General features: G+C 52.7%; 17 protein-coding genes. 7 read left to right on the forward strand and 10 right to left on the reverse strand.

The features are described from left to right. Nucleotides 1-78 precede the first annotated feature (78 nt). The 4 genes from dksA to HMPREF9370_RS00665 all read right to left on the reverse strand — a co-directional run bounded on the left by dksA (nt 79) and on the right by HMPREF9370_RS00665 (nt 2,958). Nucleotides 79-495, reverse strand: coding sequence for an RNA polymerase-binding protein DksA (dksA, locus tag HMPREF9370_RS00650; protein ID WP_040666724.1), 417 nt, complete (start codon nt 493-495; stop codon nt 79-81). A 222-nt stretch (nt 496-717) separates the two neighbouring features. Further along, a complete protein-coding gene (locus HMPREF9370_RS00655; RefSeq protein WP_009115297.1) occupies nt 718-1,275 on the reverse strand; it encodes a YggT family protein in 558 nt (185 codons plus the stop codon). Nucleotides 1,276-1,377: 102 nt separating this feature from the next. Further along, on the reverse strand, nt 1,378-2,172 hold the full coding sequence (gene proC / locus HMPREF9370_RS00660; RefSeq protein ID WP_040666726.1) for a pyrroline-5-carboxylate reductase: 795 nt from the start codon (nt 2,170-2,172) through the stop codon (nt 1,378-1,380). Nucleotides 2,173-2,265: 93 nt separating this feature from the next. Further along, complete coding sequence (locus HMPREF9370_RS00665) at nt 2,266-2,958, reverse strand: YggS family pyridoxal phosphate-dependent enzyme (protein ID WP_009115299.1); 693 nt, start codon at nt 2,956-2,958, stop codon at nt 2,266-2,268. A gap of 140 nt (nt 2,959-3,098) precedes the next feature. On the opposite strand from HMPREF9370_RS00665, the gene HMPREF9370_RS00670 reads away from it, so the two are divergent. Next, the gene (locus HMPREF9370_RS00670; RefSeq protein WP_040667268.1) at nt 3,099-4,136 is read left to right on the forward strand and encodes a type IV pilus twitching motility protein PilT; all 1,038 of its coding nucleotides are present in this window, start codon (nt 3,099-3,101) and stop codon (nt 4,134-4,136) included. 24 nt (nt 4,137-4,160) lie between these two features. Next, nucleotides 4,161-5,414 (forward strand): PilT/PilU family type 4a pilus ATPase, encoded by a 1,254-nt coding sequence (locus HMPREF9370_RS00675; RefSeq protein ID WP_009115301.1) that lies wholly within the window; start codon nt 4,161-4,163, stop codon nt 5,412-5,414. A gap of 212 nt (nt 5,415-5,626) precedes the next feature. Here HMPREF9370_RS00675 and HMPREF9370_RS00680 read toward each other — a convergent pair whose 3' ends face one another. The 4 genes from HMPREF9370_RS00680 to HMPREF9370_RS00695 all read right to left on the reverse strand — a co-directional run bounded on the left by HMPREF9370_RS00680 (nt 5,627) and on the right by HMPREF9370_RS00695 (nt 9,326). Beyond that, nucleotides 5,627-6,520 carry a polyprenyl synthetase family protein gene (locus HMPREF9370_RS00680; protein ID WP_009115302.1) on the reverse strand — a complete coding sequence of 298 codons (894 nt, stop codon included), beginning with the start codon at nt 6,518-6,520 and terminating at the stop codon, nt 5,627-5,629. Continuing rightward, entirely contained in the window at nt 6,507-6,737 is a 231-nt protein-coding gene (locus HMPREF9370_RS00685) for an exodeoxyribonuclease VII small subunit (protein WP_040667269.1), read from the reverse strand. The genes HMPREF9370_RS00680 and HMPREF9370_RS00685 overlap by 14 nt, the downstream gene beginning before the upstream one ends. A 127-nt stretch (nt 6,738-6,864) precedes the next feature. Beyond that, nucleotides 6,865-7,794: an ABC transporter ATP-binding protein gene (locus tag HMPREF9370_RS00690; RefSeq protein ID WP_009115304.1), complete on the reverse strand. Its 930-nt coding sequence runs from the start codon at nt 7,792-7,794 to the stop codon at nt 6,865-6,867. Further along, on the reverse strand, nt 7,791-9,326 hold the full coding sequence (locus tag HMPREF9370_RS00695) for an ABC transporter permease/substrate-binding protein (RefSeq protein WP_083821176.1): 1,536 nt from the start codon (nt 9,324-9,326) through the stop codon (nt 7,791-7,793). Before HMPREF9370_RS00695 ends, HMPREF9370_RS00690 begins: the two co-directional genes overlap by 4 nt. On the opposite strand from HMPREF9370_RS00695, the gene HMPREF9370_RS11905 reads away from it, so the two are divergent. The 3 genes from HMPREF9370_RS11905 to HMPREF9370_RS00705 all read left to right on the forward strand — a co-directional run bounded on the left by HMPREF9370_RS11905 (nt 9,316) and on the right by HMPREF9370_RS00705 (nt 12,963). Next, nucleotides 9,316-9,486 carry a hypothetical protein gene (locus HMPREF9370_RS11905; RefSeq protein WP_156792947.1) on the forward strand — a complete coding sequence of 57 codons (171 nt, stop codon included), beginning with the start codon at nt 9,316-9,318 and terminating at the stop codon, nt 9,484-9,486. The genes HMPREF9370_RS00695 and HMPREF9370_RS11905 overlap by 11 nt on opposite strands. A gap of 63 nt (nt 9,487-9,549) precedes the next feature. Then, complete coding sequence (gene gltX / locus HMPREF9370_RS00700) at nt 9,550-10,944, forward strand: glutamate--tRNA ligase (RefSeq protein ID WP_009115306.1); 1,395 nt, start codon at nt 9,550-9,552, stop codon at nt 10,942-10,944. A gap of 165 nt (nt 10,945-11,109) precedes the next feature. Further along, nucleotides 11,110-12,963 (forward strand): ribonuclease catalytic domain-containing protein, encoded by a 1,854-nt coding sequence (locus tag HMPREF9370_RS00705; protein ID WP_009115307.1) that lies wholly within the window; start codon nt 11,110-11,112, stop codon nt 12,961-12,963. 320 nt (nt 12,964-13,283) lie between these two features. Here HMPREF9370_RS00705 and ggt read toward each other — a convergent pair whose 3' ends face one another. After that, a complete protein-coding gene (gene ggt, locus HMPREF9370_RS00710) occupies nt 13,284-15,035 on the reverse strand; it encodes a gamma-glutamyltransferase (protein ID WP_040667274.1) in 1,752 nt (583 codons plus the stop codon). Between the two features lie 227 nt (nt 15,036-15,262). On the opposite strand from ggt, the gene HMPREF9370_RS00715 reads away from it, so the two are divergent. Beyond that, nucleotides 15,263-15,970, forward strand: coding sequence for a lipoyl protein ligase domain-containing protein (locus tag HMPREF9370_RS00715; RefSeq protein WP_156320840.1), 708 nt, complete (start codon nt 15,263-15,265; stop codon nt 15,968-15,970). 31 nt (nt 15,971-16,001) lie between these two features. Here the strand turns inward: HMPREF9370_RS00715 and recQ are convergent, their stop codons facing one another. Then, complete coding sequence (gene recQ, locus HMPREF9370_RS00720) at nt 16,002-17,834, reverse strand: DNA helicase RecQ (RefSeq protein ID WP_009115311.1); 1,833 nt, start codon at nt 17,832-17,834, stop codon at nt 16,002-16,004. A gap of 62 nt (nt 17,835-17,896) precedes the next feature. Here recQ and HMPREF9370_RS00725 point away from each other — a divergent pair, with 62 nt between their 5' ends. Beyond that, nucleotides 17,897-18,334, forward strand: a complete 438-nt coding sequence (locus HMPREF9370_RS00725; RefSeq protein ID WP_040666727.1) for a surface-adhesin E family protein — start codon at nt 17,897-17,899, stop codon at nt 18,332-18,334.

The raw sequence follows: 18,334 nt of genomic DNA on the forward strand, positions 1-18,334 counted from the left end.
ATTACTTTCTTAAGACCTTAAGACAAAAACAACTAAAGCCGTTTTTAATAAACGGCTTTAGTTTTTTCACTACCAACATTAATCGGCAAATTGTTTTTTCATCTGCTCGCGGCGCTCTTGCGCTTCCACAGAAAGGGTTGCGGTTGGCCGGGCAAGCAAACGCTTCAATCCGATAGGTTCTCCGGTATCTTGGCAATAACCGTATTCTCCTTCATCTATCAAACGAATGGATGACTGAATTTTGCTCATCAGCTTTCTTTCTCGATCACGCGTGCGTAATTCAAGAGCATACTCTTCTTCTTGAGTTGCGCGATCGGCAGGATCGGAAGCGGATTCATGTTCTTGCAAATGCCCCGTAGTAACGTTGGCTTTTTCGATCAATTCTTCTTGAAGTTTCACCAACAGCTCACGGAAAAAGTTTAGATGATCTTCGTTCATATAATCTTCTTCAGGGCCATTCCAATTGAGAATGTCTTGTTCTGTCAGCTTTGCCATATATGTTTCTTTCTTTATTTCAGGTTGATTATTATTGCCACGGTAGTTGGAACCGTGGGTTATTTTAACCAATCAATCTTAACCTTGGATTGTATTGGTTCAGAAGGAGCAAATCATAACACGAGCACAGTGCAACACTATCTATTTAGTTTATATTTACTACAAAACTATTTTATAACGTATTGGTTTCGCCACACTTCTAACTACATAATCTATGTTTGGTTACGACAAGAGCCACAAATCCAAACGGTAAATCAAGTTAGGAGAAAATGTTACCAGCCAAATCCATAAAATTAATACTAGTATACTGCCTGAGAAATCGTATCGGCCTATCTTGAAATAGACAAACGGGCGCAATAAGGGTTCGAATATATTGTTTAAAACGGGTAAAAGTTTGCTGTTTTGATTGTTAAAACTTAATACCATACGGGCGAAAAGTCCGATAAACAAAAGATAGGCTGATGTTTTGGTCATGCCGATCAAGGTATAGCACAAGATAGCGACCAAAGATTTCACCGGATTCGCATGGGGTAAGGATAGGAATACGATCAGAGCAAATGCGAGATAATAAACAGTCGCTGCCGCGACGATACAAGCGATATCCCAACGACCGATTGGTTTGAATACTTTTCTTATCGGACGAACCAGCCATTCTGTGAATTGTTTGCAAAACCGTGCAATCGGATGATCAAAATGCATTCTGCCCCATTGCAACAGGCAACGGCCGATACATAGCATTGCAAAGCCATCTGCCAAAAGTTGGATAATTTTTTGCAACATAGTTTCTCTTTCAGACAGGCATTCTGCTTACATTATGCCTGATTTAAATCATTGGGCAATTCATAAACCAACCTGGTTCAAATTAAAATATTGCAGACTTATTTATGCAAACTGTGCGGCAATTTCCTGTGAGCGGGCCACACAGGCATCTACGCCCCATCCTATGGCTTCTGCAACTTGATGCTGCTTGAAAGTTTCAATAGCTGCGTGTGTAGTACCACCTTTGGATGTTACATTCTGCTGCAAAACTGCAAAGCTTTCTCCGGTTTGCTCTGCCAAAGCAACTGCACCTTTAAAGGTTTCCAAACTCAATGTCTTTGCCGTTTCTTCATCAAAACCCTGAGCTTTAGTCGCTTCCTGTAATGCATTCATTAAATAATATACATAAGCAGGTCCGCTGCCGCTAATACCGGTAAGCGCATGAATCTGAGCCTCCTCATCCAACCAAATCACCGAACCGGAAGGCCGCATCAAGTCGGCAGCCCGTATTTTATCTGCTTCGCCAGCGCCATCCGCTGCGTAAAGACCACTCACACCCATTCCGATTTGCGAAGGCGTGTTCGGCATGATTCGGATAATACGCCGCGTTCCGCCGAGATATCGGCTCAGCGTATCCACACTCAAACCAGCCGCCACCGAAAGCACCAACGCGCCATTAGTCTGCACTCCAAAGCATGCTTTTTCCATATCTTGAGGTTTTACCGCCAACACCAACATATCTTCTGCCGTTAACGGCGGCAAAGTTTCTGAAGTACGCACGTCATAAAGCGCCGCCAACTTTTCGCGCTTTTCTGCACCACGATTAACCACATGCACTTCGCCCTGTTTGCCTTTACGATGCAAACCGGCGACAATGGCAGCCGCCATATTACCGCCGCCTAAAAAATAAATAGTCATATCCTGCATACTCCTATCAGAGTAGGGTTCCTAAATAAAATGGTACACGTAATGCCTGTCTGAAACCATCTTTCAGACAGGCATTCTACAAAATCAAGCATAATTGCGTTTACCGAAAATCGCACTGCCTATCCGCACATGGGTCGCACCACAAGCTACTGCCAACGGCATATCGGCAGACATGCCCATCGACAACACATCCGCACCCACACCTGCCGCATGCAGCCGCCCCAACAAATCACGCATCAGCAAAAACTGACGTTTCAACTCATCTTCACCGGCCGCCGCTTCAGCTACACACATCAATCCGCGTACTTTCAAATTAGCCAGTTTACTCACCGCCGCAGCCAATGCTACCGCCTCTTGCGGCGGCACACCGTGTTTGCTCGCCTCACCAGAAACGTTCACCTCGATACACACCTGCAAAGGCGGCATATGCTGCGGCCGTTGCGCACTCAAACGCTCGGCCGTTTTCAACTTATCAATGGTATGTACCCAATGAGCCCGCTCGGCCACAAACCTGGTTTTATTCGATTGCACCTGCCCGATAATATGCCAAACCAAATCAGGCAAATCCGCCAACTCCTCTGTTTTGGCATACCATTCCTGAATATAGTTTTCACCAAAATCACGCTGCCCCGCCGCATAAACCTCCCGGATATCCGATGCGGGAAACGTTTTGCTTACCGCTATCAGCCGTACGCTTTTGTCATGCCGTTTAGCATCTTTTTCAGCCGTTGCAATCTGCGCCAACACAGATTGGTAATTTTGTTGCAACATCGTCATGATTTCACCTCGGTTTGCGCCGTTTTACCGCCAAATACAATTTTTGCATGGTCTAAACGGACGCAATTATTTAGAATATGCAGGATTTTTTAAGGGTTAAAAAAACCACAAAACGTATCTTAATAAAACGAGACCACATTATGCAAATTACCGACTTACTCGCCTTCGGCGTAAAAAACAAAGCATCCGACCTTCACTTAAGCTCCGGCTTACCGCCCATGATCCGTGTGCACGGCGATGTGCGCCGCATCAACCTACCTGAAATGACTTCGGAAGAAGTGGGCCATATGATCACTTCCGTAATGAACGACCATCAGCGCAAAAACTACCAGCAAAACCTCGAAACCGACTTTTCATTCGAGCTGCCCAACGTTGCGCGCTTCCGTGTAAACGCATTTATGTCCAACCGCGGCCCGGCTGCCGTGTTCCGTACCATTCCCAGCACCGTTCTGACGCTGGAAGACCTCAAAGCACCGCGCATTTTCCAAAAAATCGCCGATACGCCGCGCGGCCTGGTTTTGGTTACCGGCCCGACAGGTTCGGGTAAGTCCACCACGCTGGCGGCCATGATTAACTACATCAATGAAAACCATCCGGCGCACATCCTTACCATCGAAGATCCGATCGAGTTTGTGCATGAAAGTAAGAAAGCGCTGATCAACCAGCGTGAATTGCACGAACATACCCACAGCTTTGCCAACGCACTGAAATCGGCACTGCGTGAAGACCCTGACGTGATTCTGGTGGGCGAGATGCGCGACCCGGAAACCATCGGCCTGGCATTAACCGCTGCCGAAACCGGCCACTTGGTATTCGGCACCCTGCACACCACCGGCGCAGCCAAAACCGTTGACCGTATTGTGGACGTATTCCCGGCCGGCGAAAAAGAAATGGTGCGCTCCATGCTTTCCGAATCGCTGCGTGCCGTAATTTCGCAAACCCTGCTGAAAACCAGAGACGGCCAAGGCCGTGTGGCTGCTCATGAAATCATGATTTCCACCCCTGCCGTGCGCAACCTGATCCGTGAAAACAAAATCGCCCAAATCGGTTCCGTGCTGCAAACCGGCCAAACCCACGGCATGCAAACGCTTGACCAAGCGCTGCAAAATCTGGTCCGCCAAGGTGTGATCAGCCCGGAAACCGCGCGTGCCAAAGCGCAGAACGCCGACTTCGCCTAACCCGTTTCAGCAAGGCAGAATATTATGTCAGACCAATCACACAAAGACTTACAAGACCTGCTCAGCAGCATGGTTGCCGCCTATGCCGACAAACAAGTCGCATCAAGCGGCCCTTCTTTCCAACAGAAACCCACCCCTTCGGCCATCGGTGTGCACATTCATCCGATTTTAGACCGCATGTGTTTTGATGCCGAAGACCGGGGTGCATCCGATATTTTCATCAGCGCAGGCTTTCCACCGGCCATGAAGCTCAACAGCAAGCTGATGCCGGTTCCGATGCCGATGTTAACTGCGGAAGATACCAAAGCCATTGTCGATTCAACCATGAACGACGAGCAAAAGGAAATCTTCAAACGCGAATTGGAATTGAACTATTCCATCCAATCGAAAAGCAACACCCGCTATCGGGTAAACGCCTATCACGAACAAGGCCGCGTCGGTTTGGTATTGCGCCGTATCAACACCGAGATTCCAACCGTAGAAGAGCTGAACCTGCCTCCGATATTGAACGATTTGATTTTGAAATCCCGCGGCATGCTGATTCTGGCGGGCGCAACAGGCTCTGGTAAATCCACCTCAATGGCTGCGATGCTCAATCACCGCAACCACAACCTGCCCGGCCACATGATTACCATCGAAGATCCGATTGAATATCTGCACACGCCGAAAAAATGCATCATCACTCAGCGCGAAGTCGGTATCGATACTGAAAGCTGGGATTTGGCGGTACAAAACGCGATGCGTCAGGCTCCTGATGTGGTGTGTATCGGTGAGGTACGTTCTCAAGAAAGTATGGAATATGCTTTGCAACTGGCGCAAACCGGCCACTTGTGTGTATTTACCATCCATGCCACCAACGCCAACCAAGCCATTGAGCGTATCATGAACCTTTACCCCGAAGAGCGTCATAAGCAGGTATTGGTGGATATTGCCATGAACCTTACCGGCATCATCGGCCAGCGCTTGGTGGTGAAAAAAGGCAATAAGGGCCGCACTGCCATTGTCGATCTGCTGATTAACTCGCCTGCTGTTCAGGATTTGATTTTCAAAGGCGAATTGATGGCAATTAAAGAATTGATGCAGCGCTCAACAGAAGAAGGCATGCAAACCTTCGACCAAAACCTGTTCCAGCTCTACACCGACGGCGTTATCGACTACAACGAAGCCCTGCGCCAGGCGGACTCCGCCAACGACTTGCGTTTGCGCATCCAGCTTCACGAAGAAGGCGGAAAATCGGACCATCTGTTTGACCGTGTCAGCGATTTGAATCTGATTTAATGCAGCAATCCTTAAGCCGAATCTCTTAAATAGCCAAACACGCCATACTCGGGCTTAACCCGAGTATCTCTTAAAGTTACTGGAACTCAAGATACTCGGGTTAAGCCCGAATATGGCGGTATCGTTATTATTTAAGTGGATTGACTATAATCCTTAACGAAACAATGCCTGTCTGAAAACCTTTTTCAGACAGGCATTGTTACCAACCGGCATCAGTTTTTACGCGCAGTAACAAATTCGGCCAAGCCGCGCAAGCGGGCGGCTTTCCCGCCGAAAGGCACCAGCAGCGACACAGCATCGGCAACCAGCGTTTCCGCATAAGAGCGGGCATCGGCCAAGCCCATCAGTTTTACATAAGTCGGTTTATCATTATCCGCATCTTTACCGGCGGTTTTGCCCAAAGTGGCGGTGTCGGCTTCGCAGTCGAGCACATCGTCAATCACTTGAAAAGCCAAGCCCAGTTTTTTGGCATAACCATCCAAACGCACCATATCATCATCGTTCAGATTCGGGCAACACAATGCACCGAGCATTACCGCTGCGCGGATTAACGCGCCGGTTTTCAAGCCGTGCATCTGCTCCAATTCAGCCTGGTTCATCGCTTTGCCGACATTGGCCAAATCAATCGCCTGCCCGCCCGCCATGCCGAGGCTGCCGGCCGCCTTTGCCAGCACAGCCACCATTTTCAGCTGGCGCGCGGCAGGCAGATTAGCCGGGCGGCTTAACACATCAAACGCCAGCGTTTGCAGCGCATCGCCCACCAAAAGCGCGGTTGCTTCGTCGTATTGCACATGGCAAGTCGGTTTGCCGCGACGCAGGCTGTCGTTATCCATTGCAGGCATATCATCATGCACCAACGAATAAACATGCACCATCTCAATCGCCGCCATCGCTTGCTCCACCGCCGTAAAATCGGCTTCGCCCAACTCGGAAGCCGCCAGCACCAAAAGCGGGCGCAGGCGCTTGCCGCCGCCGAGCGTGGCATAACGCATGGCTTCGTGCAGGGTATTGGGCACGGCATGGTTTGCAGGCAGCACGCGCTCAAGCGCAAGCTCGGTTTGCGCCTGCGCTTTTTGCTGCCACAATTCCAAATCATTCGCTTGCATCAAGATTCAGCTCCTTAAGCTCACCCGCATCTAAAACTTGCAGCTTCTGTTCCACTTCGGCCAATTTGGCTTGGCAGTATTTCACCAATTCGTTGCCTTCTTGGTAGGCGGCAAGCGCTTCTTCCAGCGGCATTTCGCTGCTTTGCATAGCTTGCGTGAGCGTTTCTAAACGCTTGAGCGCTTCTTCAAATGATTTTGGGGCGGCGGCTTTTTTCATGATGAGGTTTGGATGGTTGAGTGAAAACGGCATTGTAACATTTTCGGCTGTGTGCCGCAGAAATGGCGCAGGCAAGGCAATGCCTGTCTGAAAAGTTTTCAGACAGGCATTGGAAAGTTATTTAGCATTATTGCCCCCGGCTGTGTAAATAGCCGAACACCAGCCTGCTGTCGATTTCGCCGCTTTTGCCCACCCGAACGCGTTCGTGGCGGCTGAGTAGGGGAAACAGGGTTTCGATGCCGTCTTCGGACGATACTTCGGGCAGCAGTGCTTCGCTCAGAGGCAGCAAGCCGAGTGCGGCAAGTTCGCTGATTTTGCCGTAGTCGGTGCGGGTGCTTTGGAAAAAGGAGCGGATGAATTCGTTGGCCGGCCGGGTTTGAATTTCTTCCGGCGTGCCCACTTGCTGCAGCTTGCCGTTTTGCATCACGGCGATACGGTCGGCCAGGCGCATGGCTTCGTTCATGTCGTGGGTCACAAACACGATGGTGGTGCCGAGTTTTTGGTGGATTTCGGCCACCATTTCCTGCAAGGCGTTGCGTGAAATCGGGTCGAGCGCGCTGAAAGGTTCGTCCATCAGTAGCACGTCGGGCTTGGCGGCGATGGCGCGCAAGATGCCGATGCGCTGTTGTTCGCCGCCGGAGAGCTCGTGCGGGTAGCGGTGGGCATATTTTTGCGGAGACAAACCCACCATCTCGAGCAGCTCGGTGGAGCGGCGGCTGCGTTCGCTTTTTTTCCAGCCGAGGATGTCGGGTATCAGCTCGATATTCTGTTTTACAGTCATGGTGGGGAACAGGGCAATCTGCTGCAACACATAGCCGATGCGGTGGCGCAGTCGGCGGATGTCGTAATCTTTGATGCGTTGGTTGTTGAAATATACGTTGCCATCGGTCGGCTCGACTAGCGCGTTAATCATTTTCATGGTGGTGGTTTTACCGCTGCCGGAAGGGCCGACAATCACGAAAAACTCGCCTTCGTTGATGGTTAAATTCAAATCGCTGATAACGGTTTTGCCATCGTAACGCTTGGCAACATGATCGAACTGGATAATCGGCTTCATGGCTGTTGCTCCAGCAGTTTGTGTTTGTTCAGATAGTCGGCCGCCACTTGTGCCGGCGTTTCACCGCCGTTTTTCACGCGGTAATTCATTTCCGACATTTCTTCTTCGCTGATTCTGCCTGCCAAACGGTTGAGCGCGCCGACGATTTCGGGGTTTTGTTCGGCAAACTCGGTTTTCATCAGCGGCGCGCCTTGATAAGCGCGGAAGAGCCGCAAGTCGTCTTTGAGCATGTAAAGGTTGTATTGGCGGATTTCGGCATCGGTGGAATAGGCGTCCACCAAATTGATTCGGCCTTCCTGCAGCGCAGTGTAACGCAGCGCAGGCTCGATGCTGGAAACATGCTTGAGCGGGATGCGGTGGGTTTCAGACAGGCCTTTGTAGCCGTCTTTGCGGTCGATAAACTCGAGCGTGAAACCGGCGCGTACTTGGTTTTTCACTTTGGCCAAATCGGAAATATTCACCAAGCCGTGCGTCCGCGCATAATCCTGCGGCAGCGCGAGGGTATAGGTGTTTTGGTATTTCATGGCGGGCAGAAGGCGCAGGTTGTGCTGCTCGGCAATCAGGCGGCGCGCCAGTGTGTAGGTTTCTTCGGGGCTGAGCGGGCGGTTTTTCTCGGCTTCAGGCAGCTCCACCAGGCTTTCGATAACCGTGCCGGTAAACTCGGGATAAATATCCACTTCGCCGCTTTTAAGTGCGTTGAAAAGAAAGCTGGTTTTGCCGAAATTGGGCTTCAACACCACATCGATTTCCGGGTTTTCCGCCTCAATCAGCATTTTATACATATTGATTAAAATATCCGGCTCGCTGCCCAGCTTGCCCGCGATCACGGTTTGCTTGCCGCCGCTGTGGCTGCTCCACCATTGCGCGCCCAGCAGCAAGGCGGTACTTACCGCCACCAACACCAGCACAAAGCCCGCTTTTTTCCGCTGCAGCCAATACACCAGCCCGCTCACCGCCACAGCAAGCAGTGCGGAAGCTACCGCACCGATAAAAGTCAGCGCCATATTGTGGCGGTCGATACCGAGCAGGATGATGTTGCCCAAACCGCCCGCGCCGATTAAAGCAGCCAGCGTGGCCGTGCCGATAATCAGCACGGCGGCCGTGCGTATGCCGGAAACCATGGCCGGCAGCGCCATCGGCAGCTCAATGCGGAACAGCTTCTGCCGGCGCGACAAACCGAATGCTGTGGCCGCTTCCTGCACCGAAGCATTAATTTCAGACAGGCCTAAATAAGTGTTTTGAAAAATCGGCAGCAGCGCATAAAGCGTGAGCGCAATCAAAGCCGGCGGCGTGCCGATGCCTACAAAAGGAATCAGCAAACCGAGCATGGCCAGCGAAGGGATGGTTTGCAGGATATTGGTGAGCTGCAACACCACTTCTGCCTGCTTTTTGTGCGCAGAAAACCAAACCGCCAGCGGCACGGCTATCGCGATGGCACACAAAAGCGCGAGCAGCGAAAGCACCAAGTGCTCGAACGTAGCGGTCAACAAATCATGTTTACGCTCCAGAAGCGTTTTCAGAATGGCATTCATAAATACTTTCTGGGAATGGTTGGCGGGCGGTGCGAAACTGGCTGCTTTATTGAAACGGGCGGTTGATGTTTTTGATTGTGCGGCCAATATTAATGAGGCCGCACAAAACCAGTTTGGTTCCATTCTAGGCGATAAGCCGCTGCGAATCAAAACCGCTTGATGTAGCATATTCGCTCCCCAAATTATAAAATACCCCTTTTTCACACATACTGGAGCTGCCATCATGACCGTTAAAACCCGTTTTGCCCCCAGCCCCACCGGTTATCTGCATATCGGCGGCGTGCGTACTGCTTTGTTTTCATGGGCTTTCGCCCGCAAACACAAAGGCGAATTCCTGCTGCGCATCGAAGACACCGATTTGGAGCGCTCCAATGCCGAATCGGTCAACATTATTCTCGACGGCATGAAATGGGTTGGTCTCGATTACGACAATGCCGACAACGTTATCTTCCAAACCCGCCGCTTCGGCCGTTATAAAGAAGTGATTGCCGAGCTGCTCGAAAAAGGCCACGCCTACCATTGCTATTGCAGCAAAGAAGAGCTGGAAGCCATGCGCGAAAAAGCCGAAAAAGAAGGCACCGCCACTTACGACCGCCGCTGGCGCCCCGAGCCGGGCAAAACCCTGCCGCCCGTGCCCGAAGGCGTAGAGCCTGTGGTGCGCTTCAAAACCCCCACCGAAGGCGTAACCAAATGGAACGACTTGGTTAAAGGCGAAATCAGCATTCCCAACGAAGCGCTCGACGATTTAATCATCGCCCGCGCCGACGGCACGCCCACCTACAACTTCTGCGTGGTGGTGGACGATCACGACATGGGCGTTACACATGTCATCCGAGGCGACGACCACGTGAACAACACCCCGAAACAAATCAACATCTTAAAAGCCATGGGCAACCAATTGCCCGAATACGGTCACCTGCCGATGATTCTCAACGAACAAGGCAAAAAAATCTCCAAGCGCAGCGGCGACACCGTGGCCATTACCGATTTCGGCCAAATGGGCATCCTGCCCGAAGCCATGCTCAACTACCTTGCCCGCTTGGGCTGGGCGCACGGCGACGACGAATTTTTCACCATGCAGCAGTTTGTCGAATGGTTTGATTTGAAAGACGTTTCTCCCTCACCCAGCCGCATGGATTTGAAAAAACTCTACTGGATTAACGGCGAGCACATCAAAGTAACGCCTAACGAAAAACTGGCCGAACTGGTTAAACCGCGCCTGATCGTGCGCGGCGTAGAAGTTGCCGACAAACCGGCTCTGGAAGACGTATTGGACCTGGTGAAAGACCGCGCCCAAGATTTGAACACATTGGCCGACGAATGCGTGTATTTCTACCAAAAAGGCACGCCCGCCGAAGCCGATGTGCAAAAACATTGGGATGAAGACGCCCCCGCCCGCATGCTGCGCTTCGCCGAAAAACTGGAAGGCCTGGCCGACTGGAACGCCGAAGCGATTCACGATTTGTTCAAACCCTTCTGCGACGCCGAAGGCATCAAAATGGGCAAACTCGGCATGCCCCTGCGCCTGGCCGTGTGCGGCATCGCAAAAACGCCGAGCATTGATGCCGTGTTGGCTTTATTGGGCAAAGAAGAAGTGTTGACGCGCATCCGCTCGTAATTAAGAAAATCGGATAATGCTTTGAATACATATACTTAGCCGTTTCGGTATCTATTTAAATAATGCAGCAGCACTTGTGCAAACAAAGCAATGCCTGTCTGAAACACGGTTTTTCAGACAGGCATTATGTTAAAATCACGCCCTTAATCATTAAATGACACCAACATGAATATATTCTACGAAGAAAGCGGCCAGTTTAAGGTCGCTTCTGTTATCCAGAAAAGCGAAAGCCATTATCAGGTGGAAACGCAACACGGCAAGCGCGCTAAAGTGAAAGCGTCTCATGTGTTTGCTGAATTCGACACGCCGCCGGCAAGCTTTCTCGAAACCGCCGAAGCCGAAGCGGCGCAAATCGATACTGATTTATTATGGGAAGTGTGCGGCGAAGAAGAATTCAGCGCGGCTCAGATTGCCGAAGAATATTACGGCCACGCGCCCACCAAAACCGAGCTGGCGGCCACTTTGATTGCACTTTATGCCGCGCCCGCCTATTTTTATAAAAAAAGCAAAGGCGTGTTTAAAGCCGCACCGGAAGAAACGCTCAAGCAGGCGCTGGCGGCCATCGAGCGCAAAAAGCAGCAGGATGCGCAAATGGAAGCCTGGTCGCAGGCTTTGCAGCAAGGCAGCCTGCCTGCGGAAATCGGCGCCGACCTGAAAACCATACTCCACGCGCCCGACAAACAATCGCTCACTTACAAAGCGTTCACCAAAGCCGCTGCCGCCATGAAGCTTTCGCCTTACGAGCTGGCCAAAAAAACCGGCGGCGTTACCTCGTTGGCGCAATTTATGCGCGAAGGTTTCGAGCTGAAAAACTATCCTCAGGGCACCGGTTTTCCCGCCGTCGATATTCCGCAGCTGGGCGATTTGCCGCTGGCCGAAGGCATTGAAGCCTTTTCGATTGACGACGAAAGCACCACCGAAGTGGACGACGCTTTATCCGTGCAGGATATCGGCGGCGGCATCAAGCGCATCGGCATCCATATCGCCGCGCCCGCATTGGCGGTGGCACCGGGCAGCGACATTGAAAAAATCATTTTCCAGCGCCAAAGCACTGCCTATTTTCCCGAAGGCAAAATCACCATGCTGCCGGACAACTGGATCGCCGCCTTCAGCCTCGACACCGGCGCGGCGCGCCCTGCGGTGAGCATCTATTTTGATGTGGACGAAGCGTTTAATGTGCGCAACCCGCAAACCAAAATCGAACGCGTGCAGATTGCCGAAAACCTGCGCATTGGCGCCATCGAGCCGCATTTCAACAGCCAAAGCGGGCTGGATGCGGAAGGCGAAGCCATGTTTGCCCACCACAAAGCTTTAATCTGGTTTTACAGGCTGGCGGTGGAATTGCAGAAGCAGCGCGGCAAATACGATGCCGAAGCTGCGCCGCAATATGATTACGGCATCGGTTTCGGCGAAGCGGGCAAAGTGGAAATTACCGTGCGCGAGCGCGGCTCGCCGATCGACACGCTGGTGTCGGAAATGATGATTCTGGCCAACAGCACTTGGGCGCAAATGCTGCATGAAAACGAAGTGCCCGCCCTGTTCCGCGTGCAGCCCGCCGGCAAAGTGCGCATGAGCACGCAATCGGAGCCGCACATCGGCATGGGCGTGCAGCACTACGGCTGGTTCACTTCGCCGCTGCGCCGCGCCGCCGACTATATCAACCAGAAGCAGCTTATCAGCCTGATTGAAGCGGGCGCAGAGCCGCGTTTTGCGCGGGGCGACAATATGTTGTTTGCCGCTATGCGCGATTTTGAATCGACTTACACGGTTTACCATGATTTCCAGCGCGACATGGAGGCTTATTGGTCTATGGTGTACCTCGCGCAGGAAGGCATCCGGGAAATCAACGGCTTGGTGTTGAAAGAAGAGCTGGTGCGCCTCTGCGGCCTGCCGATGGCCGCCCGCGCCACCGGCATTCCGCTGGAGATTCCGCCGAAAACCACGGTGAAGCTGGCCGTGACGGAAGTGGATCCGGAAAAGCAGGTTTTGGGTTTGAATTATTTGAACGCAGTGGTTTGATATATAGTCAATCAACACATTTTTAATACAAGGCAGCAAGCCGCAGACAGTACGGGTAGTACGGCAAGGCGCAGCAACGCCGTAGTAAAAGTTAAGTTGATTGACTATAGCAAACAAACTAAAAAATAGCGCTTCCATCATACTCGGGCTTGACCCGAGTATCTTGAGTTCAGTTTAGGAGATACTCGGGTCAAGCCCGAGTATGACGAGTTTACTGTTTTCAAGTTGATTCACTATCCCATACTGCCCACATACAAATGCCTGTCTGAAAAAGTTTTCAGACAGGCATTCTTTATCATTCACCGCCAATCGACAGCCCGTCAGTCGCCCATCACTTTGCCTTCCCTGCGCGGGTCGGCGCCGCCGATTAAGCCTTTATCTGTAATCACGATGCCTTGCACGCCGGAATTCAGATCGCGCACTTCGGTTTTGTAGCCGATTTTCTGCAAAGCTTCGGCCTGTTTGGCCGCTGCGGTGTTTTGTTCCAGCTCGTACATGCCAAAACGGTTGAGCATATTGGGCAGGGAAATGGCTTGTTGGATGTCCATGCCCCAATCGATATGTGCCACCAGCGTTTTGGCCACATAGCCGATGATGCGGCTGCCGCCGGGCGAACCGACCGCCATATAGGGCCGGCCGTTTTTCAGCACGATGGTCGGCGCCATAGACGAGCGCGGGCGCTTGCCGCCTTCAACGCGGTTGGCAACGGGCTTGCCGTTTTTCACCGGCTCGAATGAAAAATCGGTCAATTCGTTGTTCAACAGATAGCCGTTGGCCATCAGGGTGGAGCCGAACGCGTTTTCAATGGAAGTGGTCATGGAAAGCACATTGCCCTGTTTGTCCACCGCCACAACATGGCTGGTAGAAGGCAATTCGATAGCCGGTGCGGCGGCCTGTGTGCTGCCGAACTCGCCGGCCGGGGTTTCACTTAGGGCTTGCCCGGTGTTGGCGAGCAAGGCGGCGCGCTGTTTCAGATAGGCATTGGATACCAGCACTTGTGTAGGCACTTTTACAAAATCCGGATCGGCCACATAAAGGTCGCGGTCGGCAAACGCCAAGCGCGAGGCGTCGCCGAGCAGGCGCCAGCTGTTGAAGCTGCGGTAGGAAGATTGTTTTTGCTCAAATTGGTTCAGAATGCCGGTAATCTGCGCCAACGCAATGCCGCCCGAGCTGGGCGCGCCCATGCCGCACACTTGGTATTCTCGGTAATCACCGCACACGGCTTCGCGCTCGATGATTTTGTAGTTTTTAAAATCAACAGCGGCCAGTTTGCCCGGATTATCTTCGGCACCGCGTACGGCTTTGATGATGTTTTGCGCGTATTTGCCGTCATAAAAAGGCTTGGCACCGTCTTTAGCCAGGATTTTCACCGTGGCGGCAAATTCGGGATTTTTCAGCAATGCGCCCGCCTGCAAAGCTTGACCGCCGGGCAGGAAATAAGCGGCGGTGGCGGGATAACGCTGCAAGTGCTCGGCATTGCTCTGTATCGAAGCAGCCATGCGCGGCGACACTTGGAAGCCTTCTTCCGCCAGCTTCACCGGCATATCAAACAAGCGCGCCCACGCCATTTTGCCGTAACGCTGATGCAGCTCTTCCATCATTTTCGGCACACCCGGGGTGCCGACCGAACGTCCGCCCACCACCGCCTGCTTGAATTCCAGCGGCTTGCCTTCTTTATCTAAAAACAATTCGGGTGTGGCGGCTTTGGGTGCGGTTTCGCGCGCGTCAAACGTGGTGAGCTTTTTCGCCTCATTGTCCCAATACACCACAAACGCGCCGCCGCCCAAGCCTGAAGACTGCGGCTCCACCAAGCTTAATGTGGTTTGCATGGCAATCATGGCATCCACCGCGCTACCGCCTTGTTTTAAAATCTGATAGCCTGCTTCAGTGGCCAGCGGGTTGGCCGAAGCGGCCATAAATTCTTTGGCACGCACAAGTTTTTGCTCGGTCATGCCGTGGCCTTGTTCGGGCGAAAAATCATCGGCTCCGCGCGAAGCCTGACGGTCGGCACTCGAAATGGAGGAACAAGCAGCCAGTAATACGGCGGCGGCAAGGGCAAAAGCAGTTTTGATGGGTGTCATGGTGGTCTTTCTGTTTAATTATGCTAAAAAGATTTTTGTAATTTAACCGATTTTGCCGGATAAAAACAATGCCTGTCTGAAAGAAACAGTTCGCTATATACTGAAGCTGTTTTCAGACAGGCATTCCCTTTATTTCACAACCATATACAACGGAAAAGATGCTTGCCCTCCGCTTGTACTTTTTTGCTTGTTTAACCCTCACACCGCCGGAGCCGCCGATGACCCTGCCGCCGCTTAGCCCCTACACCCAAGCATTTGATTTAACAAACCAAAGCTGGTCGGATAACGAAAGCCGCTTGATGCAGCAGGTTACGCCCGAACGTGGGCTTTTCTGGATACACATCCCGCCCAAAGGCATTGTGGTGCCGCGTAAATACCGCAGCCGGCCGCTTTTCAGACAGGCATCCGAAACGCTCGCTGCCGAAGGCATGCCTGTGCATTTGCGGCTCTCCGGCGGCGGCGTGGTACCCCAGTCGCCACACACGGTCAACTTGAATCTCGCATACAGCGTGGCCACCGACAACCCGTTTCCCACCGCCGAAGCCCACTATCTCGCCCTCTGCCGCCTGCTGCAAACACTTTTCAACCGCTTCGGCATCGCCACCGACACCCAAACCGTAACCGGCTCGTTTTGCGACGGCCGCTTCAATCTCGCCGCCAACGGCAGAAAAATCGCCGGCACCGCCCAATTTTGGCAGCGCGACAAAACCCGCCCCGGCCGCTACACCATTCTTTCCCACGCCGTAATCATCGCCGCCCAAGCGGAGGAACTCACCAGGCAGGCCAACCGCTTCGAGCAGGCGCTCGGCAGCGGCGTGCGCTATCTGCCGGAGCGGACTGTATCAGTGGAAGCTTTGAGCGGCGCGGGCAGTGAAATTGTGGCAGATGAATTGAATACCTTATTGATACAGACAATGCCTGTCTGAAAAACGACCTTTTCAGACAGGCATCATAGATTTAAAACACATCCCCGCCATCATCTGCTTCCTGCATAAACTTGGCGCATAAGTCCAATACATCACTGCCGTATTTCTCGATTTTCGCTTCGCCCAAACCATAGATTTCATGCAGATCGGCTTCGGTTTGCGGCAGGTTTTGCACAATGCTTTGCAAGGTTCGGTCGCCGAAAATAATGTAGGCGGGCACGTTTTCCGCTTTGGCCTGCTCCAGCCGCCAATGCCTGAGCTCCTGCCAGATGCGCTCTTCGCGCTCGGTGCGCAGCCATTGGGTTTTGCTGCCGGTCGAAGTGGTTTTCTGGCGTTTGAGCGGGCGCAGCCAAACGGTTTGCCCGCCGGTTAACACAGCTTTGGCTGCGGGGGTGAGGCGCAAGGCCTGATAATTGGCGGTATCGGTGTCGATCAGGCCGAGGCCGAGGCATTGGCGGGTAACGGCGCGCCAGTCTTTATCGGATTGCTCGGCGCCGATGCCGAATGTGGAAAGTTTGTCGTGGCCGTTTTGTTTGATCCAATCTTCGTTTTTACCGCGCAACACATTAATTACATAACCTGCGCCAAAGCGTTGGCCGACGCGGTAGATGCAGCTCAACAGTTTCTGCACCAACACGGTGCCGTCGAAGCGCACGGGCGGGTTGAGGCAGTTGTCGCAATTGCCGCAAGGCCCGCTTTCTTCGCCGAAATGGCGCAACAAAGGCACGCGGCGGCATTCGGCGGTTTCGCACACGGCAAACATGGCGTTGAGCTTAGACAACTCGATCTGTTTTTGAAAATCATCGCTGCCGCTTTCCATAATGCGTTCTTTAAGCAGCATTAAATTATTCATGCCGTAGCAAAGCCAGCTGGCGGCGGGCAGCCCGTCGCGCCCCGCACGGCCGCTTTCCTGATAGAAATGTTCGATACTTTGCGGCATGTCGAGGTGGGCGACAAAGCGCACGTCTGGCTTGTCGATGCCCATGCCGAAGGCCACGGTGGCCACAACGATGATGTTGTCTTCCTGCGTGAAACGGCGCTGATTTTGCGTGCGCGTTTCCATGCTCAGGCCGGCATGGTAGGGAATGGCGTTTAAGCCGTGGCTGCTTAAAAATTCGGCGGTGTCTTCCACGCTTTTTCGGCTGAGGCAGTACACGATGCCGCTTTCGCCCTGCATGTCTTTAAGAATGAAATCGAGCAGCTGCTTTTTGCCGTTGTTTTTTTCAACCACTTGGTAACGGATATTGGGGCGGTCGAAGCTGGCGATAAACTCGGGTGCGTCTTCCAGCTTGAGATAATGTTTGATGTCGGCGCGGGTTTCGGCATCGGCCGTGGCGGTGAGTGCAATGCGCGGCACTTGCGGATAGCGTTCGGCCAAAAGGCCGAGCTGTTGGTATTCGGGGCGGAAATCGTGGCCCCACTGGCTCACGCAATGGGCTTCGTCGATAGCAAACAGGCTGATTCGGGTGTTATCCAGAAAGCGCAGAAAACGCTCGCTTACCAACCTTTCAGGCGCAACATAAAGCAGCTTGAGCGAGCCGTTGTGGATATCTTCGGCAATTTGGCGCACTTCGTCGGGATGCGTGCCGCTGTGTACGCTGGCCGAGTGCACGCCTACGGCGCGCAGGTTGGCCACTTGGTCGTTCATCAGCGCAATCAGCGGCGACACCACTATGGCCACACCTTCGCGCATCAGGGCAGGAATTTGGTAACAAAGCGATTTGCCGCCGCCGGTGGGCATCAAAACCAAGAGGCTCCGGCCGCCGGCAAGCGTGTCCACAATCTCGGCCTGACGCCCGCGGAAATCGGGGTAGCCGAACACATCGTGCAAAATCCGCCGTGCATCGTCGCGCTGCTTGGTCATTTGGAGAATTCCGTTATAATAAGGCCGATATTTTAATGAATGCCTGTCTGAAAGGAAAGTTTATGAATCCACGCAAGGCTTTGCGATTAGCCGCCCCGCTTGTTTTACTCAGCCTTCTGGCTGCGTGTGCCGGCGGCCCGAAAGTTGAAGGAAGTTGGCAGAGTATCGGCGAAAGCAACGAGGGCAATATTCGCAACTATATCGACAAAAGCAGCGTTAAGCGCAACGGTAACATCGTAACTTTCCGCGACAAAAAAACCGTGGTAAAACCGGCGCAAGAGCGCTATGTCAACACGCCGCGCTACAAAACCGCCATCGGCACGTGGGAAATCGACTGCGCCAAAAAAACCTACCGCCTAAGCGCGCTTACCCTTTTGGATGAAAACGGCAAAGAAGTGCTCAAACAAACCTACACGCCGGTAAACGTGCGCCCGATGCCGGTTGCCGAAAGCGGCTCCATCGTTGAAAAACAATATCAAACCGTATGTTCGGGCAAATAA

This window comes from Neisseria wadsworthii 9715 (assembly GCF_000227765.1).
In the GTDB taxonomy this organism is placed as follows: domain Bacteria; phylum Pseudomonadota; class Gammaproteobacteria; order Burkholderiales; family Neisseriaceae; genus Neisseria; species Neisseria wadsworthii.